Annotated in this window: 11 protein-coding genes; 8 read left to right on the top strand and 3 right to left on the bottom strand. The window is 64.3% G+C overall.

Features of this window, described 5'->3' with window-relative positions:
* Positions 1-54 precede the first annotated feature (54 nt).
* The 6 genes from dhaL to dhaK are packed head-to-tail and all read left to right on the top strand — an operon-like array spanning position 55 to position 4,437.
* Positions 55-657, top strand: coding sequence for a dihydroxyacetone kinase subunit DhaL (gene dhaL, locus FJ546_RS05070; RefSeq protein WP_140888349.1), 603 nt, complete (start codon positions 55-57; stop codon positions 655-657).
* The gene (dhaM, locus tag FJ546_RS05075; protein WP_010913108.1) at positions 654-1,043 is read left to right on the top strand and encodes a dihydroxyacetone kinase phosphoryl donor subunit DhaM; all 390 of its coding nucleotides are present in this window, start codon (positions 654-656) and stop codon (positions 1,041-1,043) included. The genes dhaL and dhaM overlap by 4 nt, the downstream gene beginning before the upstream one ends.
* Before the next feature lie 20 nt (positions 1,044-1,063).
* A complete protein-coding gene (locus FJ546_RS05080) occupies positions 1,064-1,366 on the top strand; it encodes an HPr family phosphocarrier protein (RefSeq protein WP_140769963.1) in 303 nt (100 codons plus the stop codon).
* Positions 1,367-1,407: 41 nt separating this feature from the next.
* Complete coding sequence (ptsP, locus tag FJ546_RS05085; RefSeq protein ID WP_181167818.1) at positions 1,408-2,982, top strand: phosphoenolpyruvate--protein phosphotransferase; 1,575 nt, start codon at positions 1,408-1,410, stop codon at positions 2,980-2,982.
* Between the two features lie 11 nt (positions 2,983-2,993).
* Complete coding sequence (locus FJ546_RS05090; RefSeq protein WP_140888351.1) at positions 2,994-3,419, top strand: hypothetical protein; 426 nt, start codon at positions 2,994-2,996, stop codon at positions 3,417-3,419.
* A gap of 31 nt (positions 3,420-3,450) precedes the next feature.
* Positions 3,451-4,437, top strand: coding sequence for a dihydroxyacetone kinase subunit DhaK (gene dhaK, locus FJ546_RS05095; protein ID WP_140888352.1), 987 nt, complete (start codon positions 3,451-3,453; stop codon positions 4,435-4,437).
* Positions 4,438-4,797: 360 nt separating this feature from the next.
* Here dhaK and FJ546_RS05100 read toward each other — a convergent pair whose 3' ends face one another.
* On the bottom strand, positions 4,798-5,070 hold the full coding sequence (locus FJ546_RS05100; RefSeq protein ID WP_140888353.1) for a hypothetical protein: 273 nt from the start codon (positions 5,068-5,070) through the stop codon (positions 4,798-4,800).
* Positions 5,071-5,189: 119 nt separating this feature from the next.
* Between FJ546_RS05100 and FJ546_RS05105 the strand changes: the two genes are divergently transcribed.
* Positions 5,190-7,097: a propionyl-CoA synthetase gene (locus FJ546_RS05105; RefSeq protein ID WP_140888354.1), complete on the top strand. Its 1,908-nt coding sequence runs from the start codon at positions 5,190-5,192 to the stop codon at positions 7,095-7,097.
* A 191-nt stretch (positions 7,098-7,288) separates the two neighbouring features.
* Positions 7,289-8,371, top strand: coding sequence for an acyltransferase (locus tag FJ546_RS05110; protein ID WP_140888355.1), 1,083 nt, complete (start codon positions 7,289-7,291; stop codon positions 8,369-8,371).
* 58 nt (positions 8,372-8,429) lie between these two features.
* Here the strand turns inward: FJ546_RS05110 and FJ546_RS05115 are convergent, their stop codons facing one another.
* Both FJ546_RS05115 and FJ546_RS05120 read right to left on the bottom strand, forming a co-directional pair.
* Positions 8,430-10,817 (bottom strand): polysaccharide biosynthesis tyrosine autokinase, encoded by a 2,388-nt coding sequence (locus FJ546_RS05115; RefSeq protein WP_140888356.1) that lies wholly within the window; start codon positions 10,815-10,817, stop codon positions 8,430-8,432.
* A 286-nt stretch (positions 10,818-11,103) separates the two neighbouring features.
* The gene (locus FJ546_RS05120) at positions 11,104-12,000 is read right to left on the bottom strand and encodes a UTP--glucose-1-phosphate uridylyltransferase (RefSeq protein ID WP_140888357.1); all 897 of its coding nucleotides are present in this window, start codon (positions 11,998-12,000) and stop codon (positions 11,104-11,106) included.
* Between the last annotated feature and the right edge of the window lie 61 nt (positions 12,001-12,061).

Below are 12,061 nucleotides of genomic sequence, written 5' to 3' on the forward strand. Positions count from 1 at the left end.
AATGACCGTTCTTTCGCTACTGCCGGCAAAGTGGAAACCGGGATTTTGGGCGATATGGCGGCGTTGCACCTTGCCAGGCTGATCGCGGTGGCCGCCGATACGATTGCCGCTCACGCCGAGGAATTGACGGCGCTCGACCAGGCGATCGGCGACGGCGACCATGGGCTGAACATGAAGCGCGGCTTCGAGGCCGTGCGAGCCGAGGCCGATGCGTTCGCCGCAAAGCCGCTGCCTGACGCCCTGAAAGCGATCGGCACCAAGCTGGTGATGACGGTGGGCGGCGCTTCGGGTCCCTTGTTCGGCACGCTGTTCATGGCGCTGGGCAAGGAGATTGCGGCGGACCCCGATCGCAACAACCTGGCCGCTGCCTTCGGCAAGGCGGTCGAAGCCGTGGCCGCGCGCGGCAAGTCGCAGATCGGACAAAAAACCATGCTCGATGTGCTGCAGCCGGTGCATGACGCCTTGGCCGGGGACAAGACGGCGGCTGAGATCGCCGATATCGCCGACGCCGCCGCCGAAGCGACCGTGCCTATGAAGGCGCTGCGCGGTCGCGCCTCGTTCCTTGGCGAGCGCTCGATCGGCCATATGGATGCCGGCGCGCGCTCGACCGCGCTGCTGGTGCGCTCGGTTGGGCAAGCGATCGGGGAAAGTGCATGAGCAATGTCGGGATCGTGATCGTGTCGCATTCACCGCTGGTCGCGGAGGGCACGGCCGACATGGTACGCCAGATGGTGGGCGACGAAGTGCCGCTTGCATGGTGCGGCGGAAACGGTCATGGCGGGCTCGGCACCAATGTCGAGGCGATCATGGGTGCCATCGACAAGGCCTGGTCGGAAGCCGGCGTCGCCATCCTTGTCGATCTCGGCGGCGCCGAGACCAACTCGGAAATGGCGGTGGAGATGATCGGCGAGCCGCGTGCGCAGAAGATCATCGTGTGCAACGCGCCGATCGTCGAGGGCGCGGTGATGGCCGCGACCGAATCCTCCGGCGGCGCCTCGCTGAAGGAAGTGGTGGCGACGGCGCACGAATTGTCGCCGTCGTGAGTGAACGGGATTTCTGAAAAATGTCCGCAGCCGCCGAAGCGACCGTCCTGATCACCCACGATGTGGGGCTGCACGCGCGCCCGTCGGTGAAGTTCACCAAGCTGGCCAAGACCTTTGCCGCCGACGTGGAAATCGCGCTGGCCGCCAACGGGCCGTGGTTCGACGCCAAGAGCATCGTCAAGGTGATGGCGGCCAAGGCGCCGAAGGGCACGGTGCTGCACATCAGGGCCAGCGGCAGCGGCGCCGATGATGCGGTGCGCGCACTGATCGAGCTGGTGCAGCGCGACTTCGACGAGGACGCCGGTCATGTCCGCTCGGCGTGAGGCTGGCGCGCTTCTTCGCCGGCCCGCGGGGAATGCGGGCCATGCGGATTGAGGGCGTTCCGGCCTCGGCCGGCTATGCCGAGGGGCCGCTGTTCGACCTCGACCGGCCGCCGGCCGTCTACGCGGGCAAAGCCACCGCTATGGAAGAGAAGACGTCGCTGCAAGCCGCGATCGGCACGGCAGTGAGCCGGCTTGCCGCCATGGCGGAGGCCGCCGACAGCGACGCCGCCGGCATACTCGAATTCCACATTGCCATGCTGGAAGACAACGCTTTGAGCGGGCCGGCCTTCGCGTCGATCGCTTCCGGACAGACCGCCGACGTGGCATGGCGAGTGGCGCTCGATGCCGAGATCGCCGGTTACGAGTCCTCCGACCAGGACTATTTCCGTGCGCGTGCCATGGACCTGCGCGACATCAGGGACCAGGTGCTGCGTGCCCTGACCGAGGACGGCGACAGCACGGCACCGTCCGGCGCCATCCTCTGCGGCGAGGACATCGCGCCGACGCGCTTTCTCGAAACCGACTGGAGCCATGGCGGCGGCATCGCGCTGAAGGCGGGCAGCACCGCCAGCCATGTCGCCATGCTGGCGCGCTCGCGTGGCGTGCCGATGGTGGTGGGGCTGCGCGAACCGTTTGCCGATCTTGCCGGCATGGCACTGCTCGATGCCGAGCATGGCAGCATCGTGCTGGCGCCCTCGCCGGCGGAGATCGGCGCGTTCCGGCAGTCATCCGCTTCCTTCGTCGCCCGCCAGGGCGCGGCCCGGCGTTTTCTGGCGCGGCCGGCGGTGACCAAGGCCGGCACGGCGGTGCGCGTGCAGGTCAACATCGCCGATCCGTCCGATGTCGACGGCATCGATATCGCGACCTGCGACGGTGTCGGGCTGATGCGCACAGAGTTCCTGTTCGGCAAGAATTTGCCGGATGAGGAGACGCAGTATCGCGCCTATCGCAAGGTGCTGGAATGGGCCGGGGAAAAACCGGTGACGATCCGTACTGTCGACGCCGGCGGCGACAAGCCGGTGCCGGGCTTCACCGTCGAGGAGGGCAATCCGTTCCTCGGCCTGCGCGGCATCAGGCTGTCGCTGGCGCGGCTCGATATTTTTCGCGTACAGATCAGGGCATTGCTGCGCGCCGCGCCACACGGCACTCTCAAGGTGATGTTTCCGATGATCGCCATGGCCGATGAGTATGAGCGCGCAGCCACCCTGTTCGCCGAGGAGCAGGCAGCCCTTGCCGCGCGCGGCGTCGCCCACAGGATGCCGCCGTTGGGCATCATGGTCGAGGTGCCGTCGGTGGCCATCGCGCCGGAGGCATTCGCCGGCGTCGCCTTCTTCTCGATCGGCTCCAACGATTTGACGCAATATGTGATGGCGGCGGCGCGCGACAATGCCGCGGTCGCGCATCTCAATTCGGTCCGTCATCCCGCTGTGCTGCGGTTGATCGGCTCGGTCACGGCCTTCGGACGGGAAAACGGCATTCCCGTCAGCCTGTGCGGCGATGCCGGCGGCGATCCCGCGTCGATTCCTTCGCTTCTGGAGGCTGGTTTGCGCGATCTGTCGGTCGCACCGGCGCAACTCGCCATGGCCAAGGCGGCCATATCCGATGTCTCGGTCTAGGCGCGGCCGGCATGGTTGACATCAAACCCGAATCCGGCTCCGACGAGGCGATCCGCGCCTACAAGACGATCCTGTCGCAGGTCATCGACCAGCGGCCATCCGGCATGCGCCAGCGCCTGGCCGACGCGCTCGGCAAGCACCGCAGCTTCGTGACGCAGATTTCAAGTCCTGCCTATACGGTGCCGATTCCGTCGAAGCATTTGCCGGCTATTTTTTCCGTCTGCCATTTCAGTCCAGCCGAGCGGGATCAGTTTCTCGCCGCCTACCATCAGGCGCATCCGGGAAAAATGTCGATCGCCGCGGGCATGCGCAAGACGCGGCATGTGTCGCTCGTCGTGCCGGATTTCGGCGACGACAAGCAGAATGCGGCGCTCGATCGGGCGATCAACGAATTCATCCAGAAGATCACCAGCATCGCCGGCAAGGGTGGCAGCTGACCATTCTTGCCGGGCTGTTTGGGAGGACGCCATGAAGAAATTTGTGAACGCGGTGGACACGATTTTGACCGAGAGCCTCGACGGTTTCGTGGCCGCCCACGCCGACATCCTCGTGCTTGGCGAGGAGCACAAATTCGTCCGCCGCAGGACGTTGCGGCCGGGCAAGGTGGCGCTGATCTCCGGCGGCGGCTCGGGCCACGAGCCGCTGCATGGCGGCTTTGTCGGCCATGGCATGCTGGACGCGGCCTGCCCCGGCCAGGTGTTCACCTCGCCGACGCCGGACCAGATGCTGGCGGCGGCGCAGGCCGTCGACACCGGCGCCGGCTGCCTGTTCATCGTCAAGAACTACGAGGGCGATGTGATGAATTTCGACATGGCTGCCGAAATGTCCGATGGCGTCCAGCAGGTGGTGACCAATGACGATGTAGCCGTCGAGAATTCGTCCTATACGACCGGCCGGCGCGGCGTGGCGGGCACGCTGGTGGTGGAGAAGATCGTCGGCGCGGCGGCCGAGCATGGCCTGGCACTGCCAGTGCTGAAGACGCTGGGCGAGCGCGTCAACGCGGCCACCCGCTCGATGGGCGTGGCGCTGACCAGCGGCACCGTGCCAGCGGCGGGCAAGCCGACCTTCGACATCGGCGACGGCGAGATGGAATTCGGCGTCGGCATCCATGGCGAGCCCGGCCGCCGGCGCGACACTTTGAAGACCGCCGACGCGATCGCCGAGGAGATCTGTACCGCCATTCTGGGCGATCTCGGCGACAAAGCGAAAGGCCCCGCGCTGCTGTTCGTCAACGGCTTCGGCGGCACGCCGCTGATGGAGCTCTATCTGATGTACAACAGCGCGCGGAGAATTTTCGAGACGCGCGGCGTGACGGTCATCCGCTCGCTGGTCGGCAGCTATGTCACCTCGCTCGACATGGCCGGCTGCTCGATCACGCTCACCATGCTCGATGACGAGATGACCGGCTGGTGGGACGCGCCTGTCCATACGGCGGCGCTGCGTTGGGGCATGTAGAAATTCGAGTGCGCGGCGATTTTCCCTGGAAAGAGCCATAGCGCTTCCGTTGGGAATGGCGGTCTATGCGCCATCACCTGCTCTCAGCGGAAATCACCCCAGAAATAGTCGTCACCATGAAGCCTCCGGTAAGTGCGTTGACTCGACCGGCGGTTGCTTTTCTTCCCCTAAGTAAGGTAAGCACTCCCGGGTTTTTGGGGAGATAGCGTATGCGTTACAACTGGGAGCGGGCTCCGACGACTTTCGAACGTCATCGGAAAGCGCTGGCGGCAGCCATTTTGATCTTCGGCGGCGTGGGCCTCATGCTTGCGGCCCTGCCGATCTAGTGCGGTCGACATTTCGTCCCATGAATACCGTTTGTTAGACGGCTATCGGCCGGCTTCTCAACGAAGCAGCCAGTCCCTGCGACGAAGCCGTGGTCGCGCCCTTCAAAGCCCAGGCTGAAGCGTTGCACCAGCATGACAATCGCCGCCGGTTTGCTGGAAGGTGCTGGCCGTACTGCTCGATGGCGAAATAGCGGCCATCGGGCGAAAAGCCGATGACGCGCCTGGCCGCGGCATCTCCGGCCAGGGCGGTTGCCGTTGAGGTCGCGAGCACCGAGCCGATCGCCAGCGCAAACACCGGTTTTGTCACGATCGACGCGCAATGGGTCAAGACAGGACCGGTTCATACGAAAATCAGGGAAGACAGCGCCGGAAAAAACAGCATAGGCTGTTGGCAAAGACGTCAAATGGTTCCTGGGGAGGTTACGGATGGCTTCACGCTATCATGAGGTCTATGACGGCTGGAAACGCGACCCGGAACAATTCTGGGCCGACGCAGCCGGCGCCATCGACTGGTATTCGCCCTGGGATAAGGTGTTCGACGCCACCGCCGGCGTCTATGGCCGCTGGTTTACCGGCGCGACCTGTAACACCTGCTACAACGCCGTCGACCGGCATGTCGCCGGCGGACGCGCCGACCAGATCGCGCTGATCTATGACAGCGCCATCACCGGAACGGTGAAAAAATTCACCTACGCCGAACTCAAGCGCGAAGTGGTGGCGCTGACCTCGGTGCTGAAGAACCGGGGCATCGGCAGGGGCGACCGCATCATCATCTACATGCCGATGGTGGCGGAGGCGGCCATCGCCATGCTTGCCTGCGCCCGCATTGGCGCCGTGCACTCGGTCGTGTTCGGCGGCTTTGCCTCGCATGAACTGGCCACCCGCATCGACGATGCCAAGCCGAAGCTGATCATTTCGGCCTCCTGCGGCCTGGAGCCGGGCCGGATCGTCGCCTACAAGCCGCTGCTCGACAAGGCTATCGAGATGTCCCGCCACAAGCCGGACGCCTGCCTGATCCTGCAGCGCGACCAGTTGCGCTGCGACCTGAAGGAGCATTTCGACATCGACTATGCCGACGCCGTCGCGCGCGAACGAGCGGCCGGCGCCAATGTCGACTGCGTGCCGGTGCTGGCCACCGATCCGCTCTACATCATCTACACGTCAGGCACGACCGGCCAGCCCAAGGGAATCGTGCGCGACAATGGCGGCCACATGGTCGCGCTGAAATGGACGATGGAAAACGAGTTCGGCGTCAAGCCGGGCGAAGTGTTCTGGGCGGCGTCCGATGTCGGCTGGGTCGTCGGCCATTCCTACATCGTCTACGGACCGCTGCTGCATGGCAGCACCAGTGTCCTGTTCGAAGGCAAGCCGATCGGGACGCCCGATGCCGGCACTTACTGGCGGGTCATCTCGGACCATGGCGTGGTCGCGCTGTTCACCGCGCCAACGGCGTTCCGGGCGATCAAGGGCCAGGACCCGCGGGGTGAGTTCGTTGCCAGATACGATCTGTCGAAATTCCGCACGCTGTTCCTCGCCGGCGAGCGCGCCGACCCCGAAACCATCAAATGGGCGGAGCAGAAGCTGAACGTGCCAGTGGTCGACCATTGGTGGCAGACCGAGACCGGCTCGCCGATGACCATCAACCCGGCGGGGCTCGGCCTGCTGCCGGTGAAATACGGCTCGCCCGGCGTGCCGATGCCCGGCTACGACATCCGCGTACTCGACGATGCCGGCCACGAAGTGCCGCGCGGAACGCTCGGCAATGTCGTGGTCAAGCTGCCGCTGCCGGCCGGCTGCCTGCCGACGCTATGGAACGCCGACGCCCGCTTCCGCCAGGCCTATCTCGAGGAGTTTCCCGGCTACTACAAGACCGCGGATGCCGGCATGATCGACGAGGACGGCTATCTCTACGTGATGGCCCGCACCGATGACATCATCAATGTTGCAGGCCACCGGCTGTCGACCGGCGCCATGGAAGAGGTGCTGGCCGCCCATCCCGATGTCGCCGAATGCGCCGTCGTCGGCATTGCCGACGCGATGAAGGGGCAAATTCCGCTCGGCTTCGTGGTGCTGAACGCCGGTGTCGTGCGCGACGGCGGCGCCATCGAGAAGGAGGTCGTGGCGCTGGTGCGCGAGCGGATCGGGCCGGTCGCCGCCTTCAAGACCGTGGTGACGATCAAGCGCCTGCCCAAGACGCGGTCGGGAAAGATCCTGCGCGGCACCATGCAGAAGATCGCCGACAAGGAAGAATGGACGATGCCGGCAACCATCGATGATCCGGCCATCCTCGACGAGATCACCGCTGCGATGAAGGCGCGCGGGATCGGGGTTTAGGGGCAGCCAATCGCATAGGCCATCGCCGGTCCTCCGGCGGACAAGAAGATTGTCACCCATGCTATCGGTTCATTCTGTTACCTATCTATCCGGTTCGGACACGCGTCCTTCCTCTCCCCGTCCAATCTTTTATTGTGCAATGCAGCAAGCCACCCTACTGTGTCTCCTGGGGGGCCATCCGACGGTGCGGTATGGCTCAGCAAAAAATTACCTTTGGCGGCGTCGACATCCTGCGGTTTCTCGCCGCCGTTCTGGTCATGGTCTACCACTATGGCTTCTGGGTGTGGGCCTATCCCGATGGCATCTCGGCTCAGGCCACGGGCGGCGTGCCGGCGCAGCCTGACATAGGCGCCTGGATCGGATCCGGCTGGGTCGGCGTCGAGATCTTCTTCGTCATCAGCGGTTTCGTCATCGCCTTCAGCGCCGAGAAGTCGACGCCGCTGCGGTTCTTCGAGGCCAGGGTGAAGCGGCTGGCGCCGGCGGTCTGGATCTGCGCGCCGGTCACCGCCGTGCTGCTTCTTGCCATCGGCCTGAGCTGGCCGACCGACGCGGTGGTCAGGCTGGTTCGCACCGGGCTGTTCGTGCCCTATGGTCCCTGGGTGGACAGCGTCTACTGGACACTCGGCATCGAGATCGCCTTCTACGCCATCGTCTGGATCCTGCTGCGGCTTGGCCGCTTCGATCTGATGGAGGCGGTCGCCATCGTCATCGGCCTGGTCAGCACGCTGTTCTGGTGCCTCTATTATCCGCTCGGCTGGGCCGACTTCGCCGAGACGCGGCTGCTCCAGCTCACTTTGGTACATCACGGCTGCTTCTTCGCCGTCGGCGTGCTGCTGTGGCTGATCCGGTTCAAGGCGCTGACGGTGCCTCGCCTTGGCTTCTGCCTGCTGTTTCTCGGCGGGGGCGTGCTGCAGATCGCCAGTTCAGTCGACGTCCACAGCATCAAGGTCAATGCCGTGATGCCCTATGCGCCGCCGGTCCTGATCTTCCTCGTCGCCATCGGGCTGATGGCGTGGTCGCTGCGGCTCGACCTCAGCTGGAGCGGCTGGCGCCGGATCGGCCTGATGACCTATCCGCTCTACCTGATCCACGACGTCGTCGGCGCGGCGATGCTCGGGGTGATGGTCCGTGCCGGGATGCCTTATCTCCTGTCGATGGCGGCGGTCGGCGCGACCATGATCGCGGCAAGCTGGCTGGTGGCGACGGAAGCCGAACCGCGCATAAGGCTGCTGCTCGACCACACGGTATTCCGCTACCGGCTCAAGGCAGCGTAGCCAATGCCGGCACCAGCCGTGGTGACACGGCTGGCCTCACCAGAGACGGCGGGATCAATCACACCGTCGCCTTGCTGCGCACTTCGGACTTGTCGAGATAGTAGCTCGAATATTTGTCGAAGAATTTTTCCGACGCGCCGAACGATCCGTATTTGGCGAGCTTCTTCAGGTCGACCTTGTTCAGCACCGCGCCGACGATCTTGTTGGCGACATAGGGTTCGGATTCCAGCATCGACCTGACCATGGCACGCGGCGTGCGGCCCCATTCGGTGACCAGCACGAAGCCGTCGACCAACGGCGCGAAGGCCTTGGCGTCGACCACCGGACCGAGCGGCGGCAGATCGACGACGATGTATTCGAAGGTCTCCTTGGCGTTCTCGATGAAGCGCCGCATGCCGGCCGAGGACAACAGCTCGCTGGTGTGCGAGAAGTTGCCGCGCAGCACGGCGGGAATGATGGCGAGCTTGGTCTGCCGGTCGATCTTGCCGACCGATTGCCAGGTCTGGCCATTGACCACGGCTTCCATGAGACCCTGCTCGGCTTCCATGCCGAGACTGCGGCTTAAGCCCGGATTGCGCAAGTCACCGTCGATGAGCAGCGTCTTGGCGCCGTTGGCGGCCAGCAGTCCGGCAAGATTGGCCGCGACCGTCGACTTGCCTTCGCCGGGAAGCACCGAGATGACGCCGATAACGCGGCTGCCCTGTCCTTCCATCACGACATCAAAGGCGATCTTGGCGCTGCGCAGCGTTTCGGAGAACATCGATGCCGGCGCGTCGATGCTCACCCGCATGCGCGCGCGCCTTTCGATGGCCGCCGGCGACCTCGCTGCCTTGGCATCCGGCTGAGCCTCGGCCTGCTTGTCCTCCTTGGCGGGCCTGCTGCCGATGGTCGGCAGATAGCCGAGGAATTTGAGGCCGACGCGGTCGCGGACCTCCTCGCCGGTCCGGAAGAACCGCTCATTGAACTCATTGAGGCCGCCGAAGCCGGCGCCCATCAGCACGCCGAGCACGAGCGAGAGTCCGAGCACGATGATGCTGCGCGGGCTCGAAGCGGAGAGCGGCGTCGAGGCATCCGAGATGATGCGGATCTTGCCGACCGGGAAGGATTGCTGCTGCGCGGCTTCCTCGTAGCGGCCAAGGAATGTCTGATAGAGCGTGGTGAGCGCCGTCGCCTTCTGGTCGAGGTCGCGCAACTGGACCTGCGACTGGTTGTCGGTGGAGCTCTTGCCCTGAGCGGCGGCAACATTGGCCCTGAGCGCGGTCTCGCGCGCCAGCGCCACCTCATACTCGTTGCGATAGCTTTCGGTGAGCTGCTTCAGCTCGCCGAAAATCTGCGCCGATATGTCGGCCTTTTCCTTGGCAAGCGCCACGGCCTGCGGATGTTGAGGACCGAAATTCGCCTCGACATCCTGCTGACGCTTGGCGACGGTGAGGTAGCGGGTCTTGAGCGCCGAAATGACCGAGCTGCTCGGCTGATCGCTCGAAATGGCAGCATCCTTGAAAGCGTTGTCCGAGCCGCTGTCGACGATCGACTTGTACTGCTGGTAGCGGGCGCTGGCGCGCGCCGTGTCGGCCTGCGCCACGATGAGCTGGGCGTTGAGGTCGGCAAGCTGCTTGTCGCTCAACAGCTGGCCATCGCTGTTGGCGGACAGGCCGTGTTCGGCCCTGAATTTTTCGACCGCCAGCGATGCCTGCTGCGAGCTCTCGCGCAGTTCCGTCAGCCGGCCCTGCAGCCAGACCGCCGCGCGCTCGGTGGCGTCGAAGCTGGCATCGAGCTGATCGGCCAGATAGGCGTCGGCATAGGCCTTGGTGATCGCTTTCGCCAGGCCCGGATCGGTCGCCTGATAGCCAAGCGCGATGACGTAGCTTCGTCCGACACGATCCGCCTGGATCTCGTTCTGCAGCTTGAGGATCGCATAGTCGCGGCTTGACGTGGCGATCAGCGCATTGCGGGTGGCAGGGTCGAGCTTGCTGATGTCACCCATGCCCGGGATAGGCGGGCTGGGGCGGACATACTGGATCAGGCCGCGGATCAGGCCGACGCCCTGGGCAAGGGCGGACTGCGGCGGGTTCATGAAAGCATCGTTCTGGTCGAGCTTGAGCTTGTCGACGACCACCGCGGCAAGCCGCGTCGAGGTCAGGATCTCGATCTGGCTCAGAATGGCGGAGTCGGTCTGCATGGTCGTCGACGCCGCTGAAATGTCGTCGACGATCTTGTTCAGGCCCTCGTCGATCAGCACGCTCGAGACCGACACATATTTGGGCGGGGTTGTCTGCAGATAGAGCATGCCCAGGAAAAGACCGATGGCGGCGCACACGGCAACCACCTTGGCCTGCCGGGCAGCCATGCCAAGCAGCCGCTCGACATCGATGAAGTCTTCGCCGTTTCCTGCGTCCGAATTCGGCAATGGCATCCTCTTGTCGAGAGGAAAGTTGGCATAATTCATCGTCGGTCCAATCCCAGAGCCCGTTGCGTTCCCGATAATCGGGTTGAGGCTCTATCTCTTTGTTTGGGCATGATCTTTTCCGAAAACTTCGGGAATCATGACCTGTCTCAGTTTTAAGCATGGCCTTTGCGGAAACCGGGAGCCGCTTTCCGGGATCATGCTTGGACTTGCAGGCGCCCCAACGGTCGGGAGCATTGCCGAGAAGCAACGCAAGCTTCATGCCAGACGACGGGGCCTGTCGGCCCCTCGCCGCCAGCCATCCGGCAATACTCCCGAAAGATGGGCATTATGCGGCTTCTTCCTGGCGTTCATGCGACTGGACGAACTCCTGAAGCATCTCGAAGACCGGGCCCTTCATGTCGTTGCGCGCCAGCGCGAAGGCGATGTTGGCCTGGATGAAGCCTTCCTTGGATCCGCAGTCGAACATGCGGCCCAGGAAAGGCTGGGCAAAGAACGGCTGGTCCTTCGACAGGCGGACCATGGCGTCCGTCAGCTGGATCTCGTTGCCGGCGCCACGCTGCTGATTGCCCAGCAGCGCGAAGATCTCGGGCTGCAGGATATAGCGCCCGTTGATGTAGAAATTTGACGGCGCGTTGGCCGGGGCCGGCTTTTCGACCATGGCGGTCACCGCGAAACCGCCGGCGATTTCGGCGCCGCGGCCGACAATGCCGTATTTGTTGGTCTCGCTCGGATCGCAGCGTTCGACGGCGATGACATTGCCGCCGGTGCGCTCGTAGAGGTCGACGGTTTCGGCAAGACAACCGCGCCCGCCGAAGGAGACCATGTCTGGCAAAAGCAGGGCGAAGGGCTCGTTGCCGATGACCTCGCGGGCGCACCAGACGGCGTGACCGAGACCTTGCGGCGACTGCTGGCGGATGAAGGAGGTTGCGCCGGCCACGGGCAGCATGCTTTCGAGCGCCTCCAGCTGGGTCTTCTTGCCGGTCTGCTCCAGGGTTCCGATCAATTCCGGATGCAGGTCGAAATAGTCCTCGATGACCGCCTTGTTGCGGCCGGTCACGAACACGATGTGCTCGATGCCGGCTTCAAAGGCCTCGTCCACCGCATATTGCACGACAGGCCTGTCGACCACGGGAAGCATTTCCTTCGGCATCGACTTGGTCGCCGGCAGGAACCGTGTTCCAAGCCCCGCCACCGGTATCACGGCCTTCCTGATTTTCTTCATCGCAAATTCCTTCTGAGGAGATCGACTTCAGTCCATTCACAGGCCACGAAAAATCCCTCCA

The sequence above is a fragment of the Mesorhizobium sp. B2-4-19 genome (genome assembly GCF_006441315.1).
In the GTDB taxonomy this organism is placed as follows: domain Bacteria; phylum Pseudomonadota; class Alphaproteobacteria; order Rhizobiales; family Rhizobiaceae; genus Mesorhizobium.